This window comes from Oricola thermophila (assembly GCF_013358405.1).
GTDB classification, from domain to species: Bacteria; Pseudomonadota; Alphaproteobacteria; order Rhizobiales; family Rhizobiaceae; genus Oricola; species Oricola thermophila.
On record NZ_CP054836.1, the window covers coordinates 3,933,319 to 3,952,520 of the forward strand.

At 65.5% G+C, this 19,202-nt stretch carries 24 protein-coding genes; 11 read left to right on the plus strand and 13 right to left on the minus strand.

What is annotated here, in order from left to right; genetic code table 11:
• Positions 1-66 precede the first annotated feature (66 nt).
• Positions 67-546 carry a DUF1036 domain-containing protein gene (locus HTY61_RS19040; protein ID WP_175278288.1) on the plus strand — a complete coding sequence of 160 codons (480 nt, stop codon included), beginning with the start codon at positions 67-69 and terminating at the stop codon, positions 544-546.
• On the plus strand, positions 543-1,979 hold the full coding sequence (gene pyk / locus HTY61_RS19045) for a pyruvate kinase (RefSeq protein WP_175278289.1): 1,437 nt from the start codon (positions 543-545) through the stop codon (positions 1,977-1,979). The genes HTY61_RS19040 and pyk overlap by 4 nt, the downstream gene beginning before the upstream one ends.
• Here pyk and HTY61_RS19050 read toward each other — a convergent pair.
• From HTY61_RS19050 to HTY61_RS19075, 6 genes are all read right to left on the minus strand, one after another.
• Complete coding sequence (locus HTY61_RS19050; protein ID WP_175278290.1) at positions 1,968-3,029, minus strand: alpha/beta fold hydrolase; 1,062 nt, start codon at positions 3,027-3,029, stop codon at positions 1,968-1,970. The genes pyk and HTY61_RS19050 overlap by 12 nt on opposite strands.
• A 26-nt stretch (positions 3,030-3,055) precedes the next feature.
• Positions 3,056-3,688 (minus strand): tetratricopeptide repeat protein, encoded by a 633-nt coding sequence (locus tag HTY61_RS19055; RefSeq protein WP_246273079.1) that lies wholly within the window; start codon positions 3,686-3,688, stop codon positions 3,056-3,058.
• A gap of 101 nt (positions 3,689-3,789) precedes the next feature.
• Positions 3,790-3,915, minus strand: coding sequence for a type B 50S ribosomal protein L36 (gene ykgO, locus HTY61_RS19060; protein ID WP_175278292.1), 126 nt, complete (start codon positions 3,913-3,915; stop codon positions 3,790-3,792).
• A 98-nt stretch (positions 3,916-4,013) separates the two neighbouring features.
• Entirely contained in the window at positions 4,014-5,093 is a 1,080-nt protein-coding gene (locus tag HTY61_RS19065) for a 5-(carboxyamino)imidazole ribonucleotide synthase (protein ID WP_175278293.1), read from the minus strand.
• 2 nt (positions 5,094-5,095) lie between these two features.
• Entirely contained in the window at positions 5,096-5,584 is a 489-nt protein-coding gene (gene purE, locus HTY61_RS19070) for a 5-(carboxyamino)imidazole ribonucleotide mutase (protein WP_175278294.1), read from the minus strand.
• A gap of 25 nt (positions 5,585-5,609) precedes the next feature.
• The gene (locus tag HTY61_RS19075; RefSeq protein WP_175278295.1) at positions 5,610-5,813 is read right to left on the minus strand and encodes a YdcH family protein; all 204 of its coding nucleotides are present in this window, start codon (positions 5,811-5,813) and stop codon (positions 5,610-5,612) included.
• A 177-nt stretch (positions 5,814-5,990) separates the two neighbouring features.
• Between HTY61_RS19075 and HTY61_RS19080 the strand changes: the two genes are divergently transcribed.
• The gene (locus tag HTY61_RS19080; RefSeq protein ID WP_175278296.1) at positions 5,991-6,167 is read left to right on the plus strand and encodes a YdcH family protein; all 177 of its coding nucleotides are present in this window, start codon (positions 5,991-5,993) and stop codon (positions 6,165-6,167) included.
• Positions 6,168-6,198: 31 nt separating this feature from the next.
• On the opposite strand, the gene HTY61_RS19085 is transcribed toward HTY61_RS19080, so the two are convergent.
• Positions 6,199-6,465: an ArsR/SmtB family transcription factor gene (locus HTY61_RS19085; protein ID WP_175278297.1), complete on the minus strand. Its 267-nt coding sequence runs from the start codon at positions 6,463-6,465 to the stop codon at positions 6,199-6,201.
• A gap of 31 nt (positions 6,466-6,496) precedes the next feature.
• The gene (locus HTY61_RS19090; protein WP_175278298.1) at positions 6,497-7,267 is read right to left on the minus strand and encodes a sulfite exporter TauE/SafE family protein; all 771 of its coding nucleotides are present in this window, start codon (positions 7,265-7,267) and stop codon (positions 6,497-6,499) included.
• 136 nt (positions 7,268-7,403) lie between these two features.
• On the opposite strand from HTY61_RS19090, the gene HTY61_RS19095 reads away from it, so the two are divergent.
• From HTY61_RS19095 to HTY61_RS19120, 6 genes are all read left to right on the plus strand, one after another.
• A complete protein-coding gene (locus HTY61_RS19095) occupies positions 7,404-8,060 on the plus strand; it encodes a thiamine phosphate synthase (protein ID WP_175278299.1) in 657 nt (218 codons plus the stop codon).
• Positions 8,057-9,040 (plus strand): tetratricopeptide repeat protein, encoded by a 984-nt coding sequence (locus HTY61_RS19100; protein WP_197945334.1) that lies wholly within the window; start codon positions 8,057-8,059, stop codon positions 9,038-9,040. The genes HTY61_RS19095 and HTY61_RS19100 overlap by 4 nt, the downstream gene beginning before the upstream one ends.
• 113 nt (positions 9,041-9,153) lie before the next feature.
• Complete coding sequence (efp, locus tag HTY61_RS19105) at positions 9,154-9,717, plus strand: elongation factor P (RefSeq protein ID WP_175278300.1); 564 nt, start codon at positions 9,154-9,156, stop codon at positions 9,715-9,717.
• A gap of 45 nt (positions 9,718-9,762) precedes the next feature.
• Positions 9,763-10,563, plus strand: a complete 801-nt coding sequence (locus tag HTY61_RS19110; protein ID WP_175278301.1) for an inositol monophosphatase family protein — start codon at positions 9,763-9,765, stop codon at positions 10,561-10,563.
• A 109-nt stretch (positions 10,564-10,672) separates the two neighbouring features.
• The gene (locus tag HTY61_RS19115; RefSeq protein ID WP_175278641.1) at positions 10,673-11,698 is read left to right on the plus strand and encodes a MotA/TolQ/ExbB proton channel family protein; all 1,026 of its coding nucleotides are present in this window, start codon (positions 10,673-10,675) and stop codon (positions 11,696-11,698) included.
• Between the two features lie 2 nt (positions 11,699-11,700).
• The gene (locus HTY61_RS19120) at positions 11,701-12,729 is read left to right on the plus strand and encodes a peptidoglycan -binding protein (protein ID WP_175278302.1); all 1,029 of its coding nucleotides are present in this window, start codon (positions 11,701-11,703) and stop codon (positions 12,727-12,729) included.
• Between the two features lie 9 nt (positions 12,730-12,738).
• On the opposite strand, the gene HTY61_RS19125 is transcribed toward HTY61_RS19120, so the two are convergent.
• Positions 12,739-14,550 carry an ABC transporter transmembrane domain-containing protein gene (locus tag HTY61_RS19125; RefSeq protein WP_175278303.1) on the minus strand — a complete coding sequence of 604 codons (1,812 nt, stop codon included), beginning with the start codon at positions 14,548-14,550 and terminating at the stop codon, positions 12,739-12,741.
• Between the two features lie 199 nt (positions 14,551-14,749).
• On the opposite strand from HTY61_RS19125, the gene rpmE reads away from it, so the two are divergent.
• Positions 14,750-14,971 carry a 50S ribosomal protein L31 gene (gene rpmE / locus HTY61_RS19130; protein ID WP_175278304.1) on the plus strand — a complete coding sequence of 74 codons (222 nt, stop codon included), beginning with the start codon at positions 14,750-14,752 and terminating at the stop codon, positions 14,969-14,971.
• 92 nt (positions 14,972-15,063) lie between these two features.
• Here the strand turns inward: rpmE and rcdA are convergent, their stop codons facing one another.
• Positions 15,064-15,594 carry a protease adaptor protein RcdA gene (gene rcdA, locus HTY61_RS19135; protein ID WP_175278305.1) on the minus strand — a complete coding sequence of 177 codons (531 nt, stop codon included), beginning with the start codon at positions 15,592-15,594 and terminating at the stop codon, positions 15,064-15,066.
• Positions 15,595-15,974: 380 nt separating this feature from the next.
• Positions 15,975-16,157 (minus strand): DUF1192 domain-containing protein, encoded by a 183-nt coding sequence (locus HTY61_RS19140; protein WP_175278306.1) that lies wholly within the window; start codon positions 16,155-16,157, stop codon positions 15,975-15,977.
• Positions 16,158-16,246: 89 nt separating this feature from the next.
• Here HTY61_RS19140 and HTY61_RS19145 point away from each other — a divergent pair, with 89 nt between their 5' ends.
• On the plus strand, positions 16,247-17,236 hold the full coding sequence (locus tag HTY61_RS19145; RefSeq protein WP_246272857.1) for an NAD(P)H-quinone oxidoreductase: 990 nt from the start codon (positions 16,247-16,249) through the stop codon (positions 17,234-17,236).
• A gap of 13 nt (positions 17,237-17,249) precedes the next feature.
• Here HTY61_RS19145 and HTY61_RS19150 read toward each other — a convergent pair whose 3' ends face one another.
• The gene (locus HTY61_RS19150; RefSeq protein WP_175278307.1) at positions 17,250-17,753 is read right to left on the minus strand and encodes a MarR family transcriptional regulator; all 504 of its coding nucleotides are present in this window, start codon (positions 17,751-17,753) and stop codon (positions 17,250-17,252) included.
• Between the two features lie 148 nt (positions 17,754-17,901).
• The gene (locus HTY61_RS19155; protein ID WP_175278308.1) at positions 17,902-19,083 is read right to left on the minus strand and encodes a hypothetical protein; all 1,182 of its coding nucleotides are present in this window, start codon (positions 19,081-19,083) and stop codon (positions 17,902-17,904) included.
• Between the last annotated feature and the right edge of the window lie 119 nt (positions 19,084-19,202).

Below are 19,202 nucleotides of genomic sequence, written 5' to 3' on the forward strand. Positions count from 1 at the left end.
TAAGGGTACTGCGTCATTCACATGTCATCCGGTATGCCGACAAAACGTTTCGATAAATCGATTAGCATGCGTTTATTCGGACTGCTTGCGGCCTCGATCGGATCGGTAATCGTCCTGGCGCCGGCCGCAAGAGCCGATTTCCGCGTATGCAACGCGACCGACGACCTCGTCGGCGTGGCGATCGGTTACCGCGCGCGCGCGGGCTGGATAACGGAAGGATGGTGGGCCATCGAAAGCTCGACATGCAAGACCCTGATCGAGGGGCCGCTGGAGTCGCGCTACTACTATCTGTATGCCGAGGACGGCGTGCGCGGCGGGCGATGGGACGGCCCGATCAGCATGTGCATCGCCGAGCTCCAGTTCAAGATTACCGGTGTCAATGACTGCTACGCGCGCGGTTTCCAGAAAGCCGGCTTTCGCGAATATGACACCGGCAACCAGACCAACTGGATGATCCAGCTTGTCGACGAATCGGAACCTGCCGCCGGTACGGAAACGCCGGTGCCGGCCACACCACTCATAACACAGCAAGGAGAAGGCCAGTGAAGCGTGGCCGCAAAGTAAAAATTCTCGCCACTCTCGGGCCCTCTTCATCGACGGAGGAAATGATCGGCAAGCTGTACGAAGCCGGTGCCGACGTCTTCCGCATCAACATGAGCCATGCGAGCCACGACCTGATGCGCGACCTCGTGAAGCGCATCCGTGCAGTCGAAAAGGGCGTCGGTCGCCCGATCGGTATTCTTGCCGACCTGCAGGGGCCGAAGCTTCGGGTGGGCGCGTTCGCCGAAGACGCGGTGACGCTCGAACCGGGGCAAACCTTCACGCTGGACGATCGCGACGAGCCGGGCGATGCCTCGCGGGTCCATCTGCCGCATCCGGAGATCCTGGAAGCGGTGCAGCCGGGCCACCGGCTTCTGATCGACGACGGGCGGCTGCAATTGGTCGCCGAGGAATCGGACGGGCACAAGATCGTCTGCAAGGTCGTCTCCGGTACGAAGATATCCTCGCGCAAGGGCGTCAGCCTGCCGGACACGACGCTCGGCGTCGGCGCGCTTACGGAAAAGGATCGTTCCGACCTGGAGGCGGTGCTGAAGGAGGAGATCGACTGGGTTGCCCTCTCCTTCATCCAGCGTCCCGAGGACCTGGCCGAGGTTCGCAAGATCGCGCGCGGGCGCGTCGGCCTCCTGTCGAAAATCGAGAAGCCGCAGGCGGTCGAGCGCCTGAGCGAGATCATCGAGCTTTCGGACGCCATCATGGTGGCGCGCGGCGATCTCGGCGTCGAGATGCCGCTTGAATCGGTCCCCGGCATCCAGAAACAGATCATCCGTGCCGCTCGCAAGGCGGGCAAGCCGGTGGTCGTCGCCACGCAGATGCTGGAATCGATGATCTCGGCACCGGTGCCGACACGCGCCGAGGTCTCCGACGTGGCGACTGCCGTGTTCGAAGGTGCGGACGCCGTGATGCTTTCGGCGGAATCGGCGGCCGGCGACTACCCGGTCGAGGCGGTTGAAACCATGTCCCGCGTAGCCGAGAAGGTAGAGCGCGACAGCCTGTTCTCCGGCATTCTCAATGCGCAGCGGCCCGAAGCGGAAGCCACCGGCTCGGATGCCATTTCCGCGGCGGCACGCCAGATCGCGCATACGCTGAAGCTGTCGGCCATCGTCTGCTACACGTCTTCCGGCACCACCGGGCTGCGAGCGTCGCGCGAGCGGCCGGACACGCCGGTGATTGCGCTGTCGCCGGTTATCGAGACCGCACGCCGTCTGGCCCTCGTGTGGGGCCTGCACTGCGTGGTCACGGAAGATGCCGTCGATCTCGACGACATGGTGGATCGCGCCTGCCGGATCGCGTACCGGGAACAGTTCGCCAAGCCGGGCGACCGCATCATCATTACTGCGGGCGTGCCGCTGGGAACGCCGGGCGCCACCAACATGCTGCGCATCGCCTATATCGGATCCGACGGCCTCTCAGGCATCTGACGGGACCGCTTCGCGGTTGCCGAGACTGCGGTGGACCGGTCCGTACCGGTCTTCCGCGATCCGCTCTTCCAGCTGTCGGGCCAGCGCCTGGAGATCGCGAGGCTTCCCGGCCAGCTTTTCGAGCGCAGCGACCGCGAGGTCGGTCGCCACATAGTCGGGCTTGTGGCCGAGGTTCCTCACCCATACGAGCTCCGCATTTTCCAGATCGCGGGCCAGCCCCATGGAATGGACCCGTGGAAGCACGATCGTGTCTCCGTCGCCGGTGATGATGACGGCAGGCGCCTTGATCCGCGGGTAGCGGGGTGCCGTGCGGGCGACATATTCGCTCAGCCGGGCCACGTCGATGGCGTTGGCCCGGAAATGCCATGGGCGAAGCACCATCGCGACGCCTGTCCGTCGCACGAAATCCCTGGCCGGGGGATTGGGCGAGAACACCGCCCTGGTGCCGGGCCACAGGCGCAGCAGGCCGAGCGGCACGACCAAGGTTTCGGAGAAAAGTCGGCCTATGATCGGCCGCGGTGTCAGGTCGTAGTACCAGTCGACACCCCCGGGCCAGGGATGGCTCACGGGAGCCATGAAAAGAATGCCGGCAGTCTTCCCGGGATGGTTGAGCGCGAAGGAGGCTGCTATCGCGCCGCCGAAGGAATGGCCGGCAATGATTGCCTTCCCTATCCCGAGTTCGTCGAGCAACGCGGCAATGGTGTCGGCCTGTCCGTCCGGCAGCTCGTTGTACTCCGGGCCGCGGGCGGACCAGCCGTGGCCCGGCCGGTCGACGAAGAGAAGGTCGGCACGACCCGCGAGCCGGTCGCGGAAGGCGAGCATCTGGTCGAGAAGATTGCCGCTGGCACCGTGCAGGAAGACCACCGGCGGCAGGTCGGCGGTGCCTTCGGCCCGTTCCAGAACATAGTGCAGTCGCGTTCCGTTGACGGTGGCAAAACGGCCGACCGGCGGATGGCGCCGCTCGATCACCAGGACGAAGATGCGGGTGAAAAGCACCAGGGCGGCGAGAAGGGCGAGGAGGACCAGAAACGCCGTGACGACGATTTGCATTCGCGATTTCCGATTGCGTCAGGTCATCAGGCGGGATCGGCTGCCAACTCGTCGGAAAGGCGGATCACCGCTTCCTGGGCCGATTGCATGGCTGGATAGACATCGAGCGCGCGCTCCCATGCCTTCAGCGCCGCCTCCTTGCGGCCTGTACGTTCCAGGATCGTCGCCATGCCTGCCAATGCCCCGAAGTGGCGCGGCTCGAGCTCCAGCGCCTTGCGAATGTCGGTCATCGACTTGGCGAAATTGTCCATGGCGTAGTGCACGGTGGCGCGGCGGTTCCAGCCCTCGGCGAAATCGGGCGCGCGGATCACCACCTGGTCGAGGAAATCGAGCGCGACGTTGTACTTCTTCTCCTCGAAGGCATCGTTTGCCCAGGTCATGAAAAGGTCGATCGTCGCGCTGCCGGAGCGATACCATTCGTTCCAGATGCTTTCGGCTATGGCCGCAGCGTGGCGGCGGTCGCGCGCCTTTTTCAGTTCGCCGAAAAGCTCGTCGATGCGCGCCGTTCCCTTGTCGGAAGCAAGCGGAACATCTTCATAGACCGGCGGCGGCGCGACGAGATTCTCCTCGGGAACGGGAAGGGGGGCGCCGGGTTCGGGATCGCCGAATTCCTGCGCATGCGCGATCGGCATGGCCAGCGAGAGGGCGGTGATTGTCACCAAGCGCAAAAACGTCTGCATGCGAACAAGGTATTGTTCGCACAGCAAACGTCAAATGCAAAATTCGTTGAGGCTGCGACCGGACGGTCGCACAAGCGGGATCAGCCCTGGCGCGCCTTGTAGCGCGGGTTCTGCTTGTTGATGATGTAAACGCGACCCTTGCGGCGAACGAGCCGGTTGTTGCGGTCACGGGTCTTCAGCGCCTTGAGCGAGTTCTTGATCTTCATTGTATCGCCTATGGTGCCCTTCGCGGGCTCAAACAAAAACGCGCCGGATGGCGCGCAAAACCTGTGCCGCGGTGGATAACCGCAATGGCGGGCTATTGTCAACCGACGCGGCGGACAATGCGCGTGAAATGCCCCATCTTGCGGCCCGGGCGGCTCTCGGCCTTTCCGTAGTCGTGCACCAGTATGTCGGGATCGGCGGCGAGGTCGGGAACGCGGGCGATGTCGTTTCCGATCAGGTTGTGCATCACGCAGTCGGAATGGCGCGTGCCGGAAGAGAGCGGCCACCCGGCAATGGCGCGGATATGCTGCTCGAACTGCGAGACCGTGCAGGCGGCTTCGGTCCAGTGCCCGGAATTGTGCACGCGCGGGGCAAACTCGTTCGCGCGCAGGCTGCCGTCCTCCATGACGAAGAATTCCAGCCCGAGCGTGCCGACATAGGCGAGGGCGCCGGCAAGCATCCCCGCAAGGTCCTTCGCCCGGCTCTCGATCCCCGCGTCGACGCCGGAAGGCAGCGTCGACGTGGCGAGTATGCCGTTCTCGTGCACGTTCCTGGCCGGGTCGAAACAGACGGTCGTCCCGTCCCCGGACCGGGTCGCGATCACGGATATCTCGGCCGAGAAGGGGGCGAACTCTTCCAGGATCGCGGGAGCATGGCAGATTTCCTGCAGTGCCTCCGCGGGCGAGGGATCGGTCGCATCGCCCCGGAAACGGACCTGGCCCTTTCCGTCGTAGCCGAGGCGGCGCGTCTTCAGGATGCCGCGGCCGCCGAAGCCGCGAAGCGCTTCCGCGAGATCGTCCGCGCCGCCAATGTCGCGGAAGGCGACGGTCGGAATGCCGTGGTCGTTGAGGAACGTCTTCTCGACAAGCCTGTCCTGGGCCACTTCAAGCGCCCGGGACGAGGGACGGAGGGCGACAGTGCTCTCCAGCCAGCGCGCCGCCTCGAGGTCGATGTTCTCGAACTCGTATGTGACGACGTCGCAGCGCCCGGACAGGTCGGCAAGCGCGGCCTTGTCGTCATAGGCGGCGACGATCTGCGCATTGCAAAGCTGCGCGGCCGGGCAATCGGCCTGCGGCTCCAGAACCACCGTCCGGAAGCCGAGCCGCGACGCGGCAATCGCGAGCATGCGGCCGAGCTGGCCTCCGCCGATGATGCCGATGGTTGCTCCCCGTTGCAGCATGGTCAGTCTTCGTCCGACGGCTGCTCGGCGACAGAGGCGGTGCGGGCCGCGCGCCAGGAGTCGAGGCGGGCGGCCAGCGCGTCGTCGGACAGCGCGAGGATGGCCGTCGCCATCAGCGCGGCATTGGCCGCGCCGGCCTCGCCGATGGCAAGCGTGCCGACGGGAATGCCGGCCGGCATCTGGACTATGGAGAGAAGCGAATCCTTGCCCGAAAGCGCCTTCGAGCGGACGGGCACGCCGAGAACCGGAAGCGGCGTCAGCGCGGCGACCATGCCCGGCAGATGCGCCGCGCCGCCTGCGCCGGCGATGACGACCTTGTAGCCATCCGCTTTCGCCGACCTGGCGAATTCGTACATGCGATCGGGCGTGCGGTGCGCCGAGACGATCAGCGCCCTGTAGCCGACGTCCAGCTCGTCGAGGATATCGGCGGCGTGACGCATGGTCGGCCAGTCCGACTGGCTTCCCATGATGATGGCGACGTCTGCGGGCATTGGCTTGTTCCGGTTCCGGTGGCGTTCAGGCGATGATGTCGGGGATGATCTGGTCTTCGATCTGCTGCAACCTGTCCTTGATGGCCAGCTTCTTCTTCTTCATGCGCTGTATCTGCATCATGTTGCAGCCAACCTGCGCCATGGCACGGATCGCGGCATCGTAATCCTCGTGCTCCTGCCTCAGGCGCGCGGCCGCCAAACGCAACTCCGCCTGATCCTGTTCAGACATGCCCTGTCCTTCTGGTTACCTGCTGGTCGGGGAGGCCATGCAAGGGTTTCGATTGCAGCCTTCTTTGCAACAAATCTTCACGCATTTCCACAGGGGCCCGTTCGACACAAAGCGGTTTTCATGTCACGATTTCAAGTCCGGCACGATTGGCCGGCCAACATGCAAGGAGACATGCCCATGTCGATCGAAGCTCACCTCGAGTCCCTCTTGCGCAAACACGGTGTCCTGGAATCGGAAATTTCCGATATCCTTTCCCGGCCCGCGCCCGATCAGGCGGAACTGACGCAATTGAAGCGGGAGAAACTGCGGGTGAAGGAAGAGATCGAACGCATAAAGGCCGAAACCCGGCACTAGGCGGGAACGGCATTTCAAGCCGGCCGGCGCATCAGGCGCCGGTCCAGAACTGGTCCAGCCACAAATGAAGTGGCGAGAAAGCCGCTTCTTCGAGCATGTAGATGCGCCGCGTGCCCTCGGATCGGGCAGAAACCATGCCCGCATCGAGAAGTATCTTCATGTGCTGCGAAACCGCCGGACGCGAGATGGGCAGACTTTCCGCCAACTCGCCCACCGTGCGAGGCGACCGTCGCAATTCCTCGAGGATGTAGCGACGATGCGGATCCGCGATGGCAAAAAATGAGTCCGAGGTGCTCATTTCTTACGGGTAAGATCACTCTTACGTCACGTCAAGATGCAATTCCCGGCAATCCGTCGTAGACGAGTTTCAGCCCGACGACGAAGACCATTGCATACATGAACGGATAGAAGATCTGCTTGTTCATGCGCCTGACGATCCATGCGCCGGCGATGGTGGCGACCGGCGCGACGGGCATGAGCACCAGGGACGTGGCCAGATTTTCGACGTCGAACTGGCCGAGGGCCATGTAGGGCAGAAGCTTGACCGCGTTCATGACGGCGAAGAAGACGACCGAGGTGCCGGTATACAGCTTCGGATCCTGCCGGAGTGGCAAGGTGTAGACCTGGTAGGGCGGGCCCCCCGCATGGGATACGAAACTGGTGAAGCCGGCCAGAACGCCCCAGAAGCCGCCCTTGGCAATATTGTGGGGTTTCGGCTCCGGCGGCAGGGAGCGCAGGCGAAGCCGGATGTAGTCGGCCACGAAAAGGAGCGCGACGAGGCCGACAACGAAACGCACCTGCGGGACGGTGACCCAGGATGCCGTGAACCATCCGATCGCGATGCCGAGAATGCCGGCGGGTAGCATGATCTTCAGTGTCTTCGGGTCGTAGCTGCCCCGCCAGGTCCACAGGCCGACGATGTCCATGACGATCAGGATCGGCAGCATGATCGCGGCGGCCCTGACCGGAGAGATTACCAGCGCCATCAGCGGCACGCCGATCAGTGCCATGGCGCCGCCCAGCCCGCCTTTCGACAGGCCGACGAAGATGACCGCGGGAATCGCGGCCACGTAGAAAAGGGGATCGGTAACAAATGGCATTGCGGCTTCGCTTTCCGCGCCACTTTCAACGCGGAAGCGGCGAAGTCAATGGATTCGGCGCACGGGCGTCGACAAGTGCCGCAAAACGGTCGCTTTTCCGGTTGAAGGCGATGCGCGGGAGACATAGAAGTCCGCCATGACGAACTCGATCACAGAACGCTGCAGGCTTGTCCTGATCGCGCCCGAGGGGGCAACGGGGCCGGATTTCGAAAAGGCACTCGAGGCGGCGCTTGCCGCCGGTGATGTCGCCTCGGCGATATTCCCTGCCTACGGAATGGACGAGGCCAGCTATCAGCGGCACCTGGAAAGCTGCGTGCCGATCGCGCAGGGATTCGGCGTGGCGGCCATCGTGGTGGACGACACCCGCGCCTTCGGCCGCACCGGAGCCGACGGGCTGCATGTAGACGGCGGTCCGGAGGATGTCGGCAACGCGGTCGAAAAGGCCGACGGCCGCTACATCGTCGGGGCAGGGCGCGCGGAGACCCGGCATCGCGCGCTGGAACTCGGCGAGCAGCGCCCGGACTACCTGTTCTTCGGCCGGTTCGGCCAGGATACACGGCCCGAGCCGCATCGCCGCAACCTGGCGATGGCGGAATGGTGGGCCGCCATGGTGGAAATCCCGTGCATCGTGATGGGCGGCGCCTCGCTTGATACCTTGGAACGGGCGGCTTCGACGGGGGCCGAATTCGTCGCGCTGTCGCGTGCGGTGTTCGGCGAAGGCATCGACCCGGCCGCGGCGATCGCCGAGGCCAACGGGATGCTGGAAAACCACAAGCTGGCCGCGGACGCATGAGAGGCGACGGCAAGCAGACCTGGGTGACGGCCGGACGCGCCATGCTGGCCGGGCTGTTGCTGGTCGCCTGGCCGGCCGGTGTCGCGCAGGCCACGGAAAACAGCGAAGAGCCCCCGAACGCGCACAGCGTGGCGCCCTCGCGCTTCGGCGAGCCGCCTGCGGACGAGGCCTTCGGGGCATTCCAGCGTGGCCTCTATCTCACCGCGCGCAATCTCGCTTTGCCACGCGCCGAGGCCGGCGACCCGGCCGCGCAGACGCTGCTGGCCGAAATCTACGCGCGCGGTCTCGGCGTTCCGCGTGATCCCGAAGAGGCAGCCAAGTGGTACATGAAGGCGGCCGACCAGGGCGTGCCGGAGGCGCAGATGCAGTATGCCCTCATCCTGCTGAAAGGCGAACCGGACGAGGAACAGAAGGCAAGGGCCACTGCAATGATGAAAGCGGCCGCCGACGCGGGCAATGCCCATGCCGAGTTCAACTACGCGCAGTTGCTGATCAATGAGCGGCCTTCCGGCGACAGCATGAAGCTTGCCTACGAGTATTTTATGCGTGCCGCGAAAAAGGGCATCCCGGATGCGCAGTATGCGGTCAGCCAGTTTCTCCACAACGGGACCGGCGGCATTGCAGCGGACTCGGCACAGGCGCGCGAATGGCTGATCAAGGCCGCCCGGCAGAATTTCGACACGGCGCAATTCGAACTCGGCCAGTGGTACCTGCACGGGATCGGCGGCGAGCGGGACCTCGACAGGGCTTTTTCCTGGACGCTGCGGGCGGCACGCGCGGGCAATATCGCCGCGCAGGCGGCCGTTGCCAAACTCTACTGGGGCGCGCTCGGGACGGAGCCCGACGAGGCCGAGGCCGCCGCATGGTACGTGGTGGCCCGTCGGGCCGGGCTGCGCGACCGCGCACTCGACGATTTCTGGGAGGGGCTGACCGAGGAGGAGCAGCGCGCGGCCATCGACAGGGCGAACCAACTGCGCTGACTTTGCCGCGAAAACACGGGCCACATTCAGCGAAGCGCTTGAAAGATCGGCGCAAGTATGGTCTTGAACCGCGAAATTGCAGGCCCTCGCGGGCACAAGATCGGTGATACCTCATGAAAATAAACGGTAACGAAATCAAGCCGGGCAACGTGATCGAGCACAATGGCGGTCTCTGGGTCGCGGTGAAATGCAATGCGGTCAAGCCGGGCAAGGGCGGCGCATTCAACCAGGTCGAGCTGAAGAACCTGATCGACGGAACCAAGCTGAACGAGCGTTTCCGTTCCTCCGAGACGGTGGAGCGGGTCCGCCTCGAGCAGAAGGACTTCCAGTACCTGTACGAACAGGACGACGCCCTGGTGTTCATGGACACGGAGACCTACGAGCAGCTTGAACTGCAGAAGGACTTCGTCGGCGACCGTGCCGCCTTCCTGCAGGATGGCATGATGGTCACGGTCGAGATGCACGAGGAAAAGCCGATCGGCGTCACGCTGCCCGACCAGGTCGTGCTCCAGATCGCCGAGGCCGATCCCGTCGTGAAGGGCCAGACCGCGGCTTCCTCCTACAAGCCGGCCGTGCTCGAGAACGGGGTGCGCATCATGGTGCCGCCCTTCATCGAATCCGGCGAGAAGGTTCTCGTCGACACCAACGAAATCGCCTATATCCGCCGCGCGGACTGACGTCCGCGCAACAAGGCAACCGCAGCAAGCTCGGGACAGACAGCCATGGCGCGCAGCGCATTGATGAACGTGATGGTGCAGGCCGTGATGAAGGCCGGTCGCGGATTGGCGCGCGACTTTGGCGAGGTTCAGAACCTGCAGGTCTCGGTCAAGGGACCGGGCGACTTCGTCAGCCAGGCGGACCTGCGCGCCGAGCAGGTCCTGCGCGCCGAGCTCGAAAGGGCGCGCCCGGGCTATGGCTTCCTGCTGGAAGAGGGCGGCGAGATCGCGGGTGACGATGCCCAGCACAGGTGGATCATCGATCCGCTCGACGGAACGACCAACTTCCTTCACGGCGTGCCCCATTTCGCGATCTCGGTCGCGCTGGAGCGCCAGGGCCAGCTGGTGGCGGCGGTGATCTTCAACCCCGCGACGGACGAGCTCTACACCGCGGAAAAGGGAGCCGGCGCATTTCTCAACGACCGCCGCCTGCGGGTGGCCGGCCGCAAGGTGCTGTCCGACTGCATCGTCGGGTGCGGCGTGCCGCACCTGGGGCGCGGCGATCATGGCCGTTTCCTCGTCCAGCTGCGCAACGTGATGACCGAGACCGTCGGCATCCGCCGGGGTGGCGCGGCCGCGCTGGATCTCGCCTATGTCGCCGCCGGACGGCTGGACGGCTACTGGGAGGAATGGATCTCGCCCTGGGACATGGCGGCGGGCATTCTGCTCGTTCGCGAGGCGGGCGGCTTCGTGACCGATCTTTCCGGCGGAAGCGACATGTTCGGTCGCGGCGATATCATTGCCGGCAACGAGGCCATCCACCGGGCACTGATGGCCACGGTCAACAAACCGCTTGTGAAAAGCTGAATGGCTTCCGCATCGTAACGGAAGTTCGCACTTTTATTTCTGCCACTATTTTCGCTAAGGTCGCGCCATCCATGGGGATGCTGGCGACCGAGGGAATGGCGGAATGACAATGGGCGAGACCGAGCAGACAAGCGCGCCTGTCCAGACGCACGGCAGGTTCGATCCGTATCGCCTGTCAAACCCGCAAGTGTTTCTGCTGTCGATGATCATCTTCCTGGTGATCGTCGGTTTCGTGGCAGCCATCCTGTACCGGCAGGTTTCCGCCGCATTCGTGACGAATCCCGGACTGAACGGTCTCATTCTCGGCGTTCTCGCCGTCGGCATCGTGCTCGTCTTCCAACAGGTGATCGGACTGTTTCGCGAGGTGCGCTGGGTCAACAGCTTCCGCTCCGGCAACACGGTGACGCGGCGCGATCCGGTGCTGCTGGCGCCGATGCGCGCGCTACTGTCGCGCCGCCAGGCGGAAACGCTGACGACGATGGCAACCCGTTCGATCCTGGACTCGATCGCCACCCGTCTGGACGAATCGCGCGACACGTCGCGCTACCTGATCGGGCTGCTGGTCTTTCTGGGCCTTCTGGGTACTTTCTGGGGACTGTTGCAGACGATCGGCTCGATCGGCTCGACCATCCAGTCGCTCGATCCCGGAACAGGCGACACGAACGATATCCTCGATGCGCTGAAGGCGGGGCTGAGCGCGCCCCTCGAGGGCATGGGCACGGCGTTCTCGTCGTCGCTGTTCGGCCTGTCCGGGTCGCTGGTGCTCGGCTTCCTCGACCTCCAGGCGGGGCGGGCACAGAACCGCTTCTACACCGAACTGGAAAACTGGCTTTCTTCCGTGACCGATCCCAATTCCGGCCTGGAGCATCCGGCTGCCGGGGGCGATGGCGGCCAGGACATGAAGTCCGTCGCGGAGGCGCTGATGACGATGCAGGGGACCAGCGGTGGCAGCCAGCGGGCGACGGCCGCGATGGCCAGTCTCGCCGAGGGCATCCAGGGGCTGGTTCGCAACATGCGCTCCGAACAGCAGATGATGCGCGACTGGGTCGAATCGCAGGCCGCCGAGCAGAAGGAGATCCGCGAGACGCTCGACCGGCTCGCGGCCGCGATAGAGAAGACGGAAAGGGAGAAGTAGCGGTGGCGCTAGCCCGCAACCGCCGCCACGACCGGCGCGTCGATTACTGGCCGGGATTCGTCGACGCATTGTCGACCCTGCTGCTGGCGATCATGTTTCTCTTGTCCGTGTTCGTGCTGGCGCAGTTTCTGCTGAGCCAGGAAATCTCCGGCAAGGATGCCGTTCTCAACCGGCTCAACTCCCAGATCAACGAACTGACGCAGTTGCTGGCGCTCGAACAATCGAACCGGCAGGATGCGGAAGACCAGTTGCTGGCGCTGCAGGCTTCGCTGGAGTCGGCCGAGGCGGAAAGGTCGCGTCTGGAAAGCCTGCTGGCCGCGGGCAGCGGCGCGAGCGCGGCAGCCGAGGCGCGCATAGGCGAACTGTCCGAGTCGCTCGATGCCGAGCGGCAGATCAGCCAGCGCGCGCTCAACCAGGTCGAGCTGCTCAACCGGCAGATATCGGCCCTGCGCCAACAGATCGCGGCGCTCGAGGACGCTCTGGATGCCTCGGAGGAGCGCGACCGCGAATCCAACGCCAAGATCGCCGATCTCGGTCGGCGCCTCAACGTGGCGCTTGCGCAGCGGGTGCAGGAACTGAACCGCTATCGCTCCGACTTCTTCGGCCGGTTGCGCGAGATCCTGTCGGACCGCGAGAACATACGCATTGTCGGCGACCGCTTCGTCTTCCAGTCGGAAGTGCTGTTTCCGTCCGGCTCCGCCGATCTCAACGATGCCGGCAAGGTCGAGATGGCCAAGCTGGCGGCGGCGATCATCGACCTTCAGAAGGAAATTCCGGAGGAGATCAACTGGGTGCTGCGGGTCGACGGCCATACGGACAACGTGCCGATATCGGGCGGGCGTTTCGCCGACAACTGGGAGCTGTCGAGCGCCCGCGCGACCTCGGTGGTCAAATTCCTGATCGAGGAGGGCGTTCCGCCGCAGCGGCTGGTGGCCGCCGGCTTCGGCGAGTACCAGCCGCTTGATCCCGCCGATACCGACGAGGCGCGCGCCCGCAACAGGCGCATCGAACTCAAGCTGACCGAGCGCTAGGCAGTTCTATTATTCGGCGGCGCCGGCCAGGGCCCTGGCGCCGTCGTCGAACTGGAGTTTCGCCAGCCGCGAATAGATGCCGTCCTTTTTCTTCGAAAGGGAGGCGTGGGTGCCTTCCTCCACGATGCGTCCGTTCTGCATGACGAGTATGCGGTCGGCCTTGAGGATGGTGGCGAGGCGGTGGGCTATGACAATGGTGGTGCGGCCCTGCATCAGCTTTTCCAGGGCCTTCTGGACCAGCTTCTCGCTCTCGGCATCGAGCGCCGACGTCGCCTCGTCCAGCAGCAGGACCGGCGCGTCGCGCAGTATGGCGCGGGCTATGGCGATGCGCTGGCGCTGACCGCCGGAAAGCGTCAGGCCGCGTTCGCCGACTTCCGTGTCGTAGCCCTGCGGCAATGCCTCGATGAACTCGTGCGCCTGGGCGGCCTTCGCCGCCTCGACGACCGCCTCGCGGGTGGCGCCGGGACGGGCGAAGGCAATGTTGTCGGCCGCGGTGCCGGAAAAGATCGCCACGTCCTGCGGCACGATGGCGAAGCGGGAACGGGCCTCGTCGAGCGCGGCCTCGCGCAGGTCGACCCCGTCGAGGCGGACGGTGCCGGCGGTCGGGTCGTACTGGCGCAGCAGCAGCGCGAAGACCGTGCTCTTGCCGGCGCCGGACGGCCCGACGACCGCGACGGTCTCGCCCGGCCGGATGGAGAATTCCAGGCCGCTCACCGCGCTCTCGCCGGGGCGCGTCGGATAGGCGAAGGAAACCTCCTCGAAGGCGACCGCGCCGGCGGCCGGCCGCGGCAGGGATACCGGTTTGGCCGGCGAGACGATGAGCGGATCCTCGTCGAGCAGTTCCGACAGACGTTCCGCCGCGCCGGCGGCCTGCTGCAGTTCTCCCCAGACCTCCGACAGGGCGCCGAGCGCGCCGGCGGCAAAGACCGCATAGAGAAGGAACTGGCCGAGCGTGCCGGCGGACATCGTGCCGGAGAGAACGTTCTGGGCACCGATCCAAAGCACGGCGACAACGCTCGAGAACACGAGGAAGATGGCGAAGGCGGTCAGCAACGCGCGCGTTTTCGCGGAGGTGCGGGCGGCATCGAAGGCGGTCTCGACCGCGCGCGAGAAACGCGATGTCGCCAGCGCCTCGTTGGTGAATGCCTGGAATGCGCGGACCGAGCCGATCGCCTCGGATGCGTAGGCGGTGGCGTCGGCCAGCGTGTCCTGGGCCCTGCGGGAACGGGCGCGCACGCGGCGGCCGAAGGCGACGATCGGAAGCACGATGACGGGGATCGCGGCGATGACGACGCCGGACAGGGACGGACTCGTGATCACCATCATGGTCAGCGCGCCGATGCACAGTATGAGATTGCGCAGCGCGACCGAGGCGGTGGCGCCGACGACCGACTTGATCTGCGTCGTGTCGGCGGTCAGGCGCGACACGATCTCGCCGGACATGGCGCGGTCGAAGAAGGACGCCGACAGGGTCATGACATGGGAAAAGACATCGCGGCGCAGATCGGATACGACGCGCTCGCCGAGCGTGATGACGAAGTAGTAGCGCGCGCCGCTGGCGACGGCGAGAAGGGCGGCCAGAACGACGAGCATGGCGAAGTAGTTGTCGATCAGCTGTCCGTCGGCATCGGAGAAGCCGTGGTCGATCATCCGCCGCACGGCTGTGGGCAGGGAAAGCGTCGTGGCGGCGGCGAGGACGAGCGAGATCGCGGCGCCGATCACCAGGCCCTTGTAGCGAACAACATAGGGCACCAGGCGCGCCAGCGGGCGCAGGGCCTGGCGCTTGCGGTCGCCGGTTTCGCCTTGCGGCGTGTCAGTCATCCGGATTCTTTCCCTCATCTGGCCGGACCGGGGCCGGTCCGATTGTGTCGAGCCCCGGTCTTGAGCTTCGGTCGTGGGTGATGTATAGGCTCCGCATCTTTTTGGGAAGCCGTGGCCAAATGGCGCACGGCTTTCATGATTTCAGACAGGCGGGCCGACGGTGCAGGTGCCGGGCCATCCGCAAGGCAGGACAGACAAGATGAAGGCTGACATCCATCCCGAATACCACATGATCAAGGTGGTGATGACCGACGGCACGGAATACATGACGCGTTCGACCTGGGGTTCCGAGGGCGAGACGCTCAATCTGGACATCGATTCCAAGTCGCACCCGGCATGGACGGGCGGCCAGCAGAACCTGGTCGATCGCGGCGGCCGCGTCTCCAAGTTCAAGAAGCGCTACGAGGGCCTCGGCGTCTGATCGCCGACCCGACGGAATCAAAAAAGCCCGGACGAAACGTCCGGGCTTTTTTTTGTTGCCGATCGTGCGGTCGCCGGCGAGCGGCGCGGCGGTCAGCGCGCGGCGAAGGCCGTGCGCAGCAGCTCGATCTGGGAACCGACGGGATTGTCGTTGCGGACCGGCGCGCGATCCGTCTCCTGCGGCTCGCCGAAAAGGTCCTGGTCGAGCCGGCAGACATAGGCCTGCAGGCGGAGCGAGCGGTTCACGAGCAGGCGGAAAGCCTCGGGCAGCTCGTTCCAGCCGGCGGCGGTCAGCTTGGCGGAGGAGGTGTCGAGGCGGATCTTCTTCTTCTCCACCATCATCTGCTCGCGGTTCATCTCGCCGGAGTTGAGCGCGCGCTGCAGCAGCAGCCAGGATGCGATCTGCATGAGGCGCGTCGTCAGGCGCATGGACTCGGCGGCATAGAGCGTGGCGGCGACGCGGCCCAGCTTCTTGGCCTCCGCGCGGCCTTCGCCATCGAGATAGGCGGCGGTCTCCTCGACCAGGCCCATGCCCTCGGCATAGAGCTTCCTGAAGGCGGAGGACGATGCCTTGCGCTCGATGAAATTGATGGTGTTGTTTGATCTGGAGATCAACTCTGACATACCCGCTACCCTGACCCCGTACTATTCGCCGCTAATTTTCTTGCTTCGGGTGTATGCGCTGTGGCTCCCCGGCACACTCGCATATTGCCGGTGTGCACAGTTCAGCGCAAGGACATGCTTAATGCAAGGTTAACGTCGCAGGGGCTCTGTTCCGAAACGGGGCACCGGCCCGCCTGCCGCCGGTGCGGGGAACGCCGGACAAAAAAAAGAGCCGCAAGGAGCAGCTCTCAGGAGTTTAAACAGGGAGGCGTCAAACAAAGCAACGGTGTCACTTCGAATGAGTCCGGAAAATCCGAACGTCCACAGTAAACACCTGTAAAGCTTAACAACGGGTTAACGGAATTGCGAAATCCTGCCATATGCTCCCTTTCGGGACGGCGTCAGCGCCGGAAGAACGCCTCGGCCGCGTTGCGGCTGGCCGACTTCGAGTCGATGGCCCGCTCGATCCGGGCGATCTCTTCCCTGAGCATCGCGACCGTCTCGCGCAGCTCGTCCTCCGACAGAAGGTCAAGGTCCTGACCGATCTCGAAGGCCTTCCTCCTTTTCGGCAGATCTTCATTCATCGTGTTCTCCCGCGCAGTTGCCGCTCCGCCGGAGCGAGCCTACATTCCGGCGCGCGACAAGAAAAGACGAAGGATCGGCGGAACCACCCATGAGCATGATGAAGGCAATCGAGATTTCCGAACCCGGCGGACCGCGCGCGCTGCGATTGACGGAGCGGCCGGTGCCGGAGCCGGGCGAGGGCGAGATCCTCGTGCGCGTCAAATGCGCCGGGGTGAACCGGCCCGACGTGCTGCAGCGCATGGGGGCATACCCTCCGCCGAAGGGTGCCTCCGACATTCCGGGGCTGGAGATATCCGGAACGGTGGAAGCGACCGGTCCGGGCGCATCGCGATTCGCCAGGGGCGATGCCGTCTGCGCGCTGGTGGCCGGGGGCGGCTATGCCGAGTTCGCCACCGTGCACGAGACGAACGCGCTGCCGGTTCCCTCCGGCTTCACCTTCGCGGAGGCGGCGGCGATCCCCGAAACCCATTTCACGGTCTGGCACAACGTGTTCCAGCGCGGCGGGCTGAAGCCGGGCGAGACGCTGCTCGTCCACGGCGGCACGTCGGGCATCGGCACGACCGCGATCCAGCTGGCCAAGGCGTTCGGCTCGACGGTGCTGACCACGGCGGGCAGCGCGGAGAAATGCGCCGCCTGCACGAAGCTCGGCGCCGACCGGGCAATCAACTACCGCGAGGAGGACTTCGTCGAGGCGGTGAAGGAGGCGACCGACGGCAGGGGCGCCGACGTGATCCTCGACATGGTCGGCGGGGACTACATCACCCGCAACTACAGGGCGGCGGCAATGGACGGGCGGATCGTGCAGATCGCCTTTCTCGGCGGGCGCAAGGCGGAAGCCGATTTCTCGCTGCTGATGACCAAGCGGCTGGTCCACACGGGCTCGACGCTGCGCGCGCGCGACACGGAATTCAAGGCGGGACTGGCGGCCGAGCTGCGCGAAAAGGCCTGGCCGCTCTTTGCCGAGCGCAGGATCGCGCCGGTGATGGACATGATCTTTCCGCTACGCGAGGCCTGGCGGGCGCACGAGCGCATGGAGGCGGGCAGCCATATCGGAAAGATCGTGCTCGACGTCGGCTAGGCGGCGGGACCGCTCAGCGGTCCATGCCGGCCGCGATCTCGCGCTCGATCTCCTCGATCAGCCGCGCCGGGTGGATCGACGCAACATGGGCGGCGTGGCGGGCGATGACTTCGATCTCGGCGGGATCGAAGTTCCGCTTCAGATCGTCCATCAGGACGCGACGGGCGCGGACGATGGCCATGACGTCCGGATTGCCGAATTCCGCGTGGACCGTGATCCGGTCCGGATCGGCGGGATCGCGCTCGCGGCGGGCATAGCCGCGGCGCACGAGCCGGGAAACCAGGGCGCGCGCCTCGCCGACCGACAGGCGAAGGTTCTCCGCGATCTCGCCGGGGGCGCTGCCCTGCGGACGCGCCGCCAGCAACTCGAGGCAGGAACGGTCCACGACCCCGATCCCGTAACGGTTTCCAACGAATTCGAGAGCCTTGTCGATCCAGTGGCCGAAATCGCGAAGCGCGGTTTCGATATCGACTGCGGAACGCTCGGCGAGAGCGTTGTCGCGGGGCATGCGCAACATGGCCTTATCCCAGACGTCTGCATTCCCCCTCCCTGACCTTTTAGCGGGATTGTCGCAGGAATAAACCCGCAATCTCTTGGGGGCGCGCGCAACCGACCCCGCGCCTCCGGCCGGAAGGCGGGTTGCACGCCGCTTCCCCCGTTTTTCCTCACGGCGGCCCTTCCCGTTCCGCCCAGACCGCGACGCGGTGGCATTCCTTCAGAACCTCGTCGATGGCGTGGCGGTTCCGCTTCCGGTGCCCCGGCGGCGGGCCGGGGCGCATCGCCGTGTAGATAACCTTCCGGCTGTCCGGCGGGCGATGGCGGACGCGCGCCTCGTGACGGGCAAGGCGGCGCGCCTCGCGGTCGATGTTGTCCAGCGCCATGCGCGCCGAGACAAGGCGGCGCAGCAGGGTCGCGGCAGGAACGGCATCGCCCGGCAGGCGCAGGCCGGGTTCCGGCAATGGCGGGTGGCGCATGTAGACCGGAAACGGGTTGTCGCCCAGCAGGCGGATGCGCGGGCGCGTGCGCGCGTAGCGGCGGCGCGGCCGGGTGAAATCGAAGCGCTTGCGCGGATCAATGAGCGGAAAGGCCGGGATGGGGCCGAGCGGCACCGGACCGTCGGGCTCTTCCTCTTGTTTCGGTTCCGGCTCGGGATCGGGAAGGTAGCGGATATTCGCCAGCCCCAGGTTCACCGGCACGCGGACGAGCTGCGGGGCGGACGCGGCTGGTTTTTCCGGCGGCGCGGGCGGCTCGGGGCGGATGGTGACGGTGACGGGGGCGGCGGCTCCCGCCCGTTCGGAACCTGCCGAATTGCCGGACCGCCGGCCTGCCGCTGACGCGGCGACCGGCTCCTCACCCCCCTCAAGGGGGGAGAGTGGCGTGCAAGTCTCCGGCTGCCGCGCAGGATGCGGACATCGCGAGCCCCCCTCTTGTGATTTCCAGGGACTTGCTTGCTTTGCCGCGCAAGCCCCGGAAATCACTTTCTCCCCCGCAGGGGGGGAGATAGGGCGCGCTTCTCCGGCATCGCGCCCCTTCTTCGGCTTCAATGCCGGGGCATGGCGGACCTGCACCTCGATGTTGCGCGCGGCAATGACGATCAGGCGACGCACGGCGGCCTCGGCGGAGCGCAGGATGCGGCGGACGTGGAGAACGGCGTAGCGCGGCAGGGTGGCCGGGAGGACCGACGGAAGGGCGAACGAGCCGGCGTCGGCCTCGGGGGTTGCAAGGGGACCGGACGCGGGTTCGGCAGCCGTCTCGAAATCCAGCCCGGCGAGCACGAACAACTCCCGCAATATGCGCAGCAGGTCCCTGCGGTTCCTCTCTATCGCCAGTGCCCAGTCGAACTGCATCGTCCGTCTCCCAAGCCGCACCATGCGGCACCGGGAGAAGGATAAGGGAGGCGGGAGCGCGGTGGATAAATCTACCGCGCGTGCAGGACGAATATTCCCTGGGAAGCATCACTCGACCA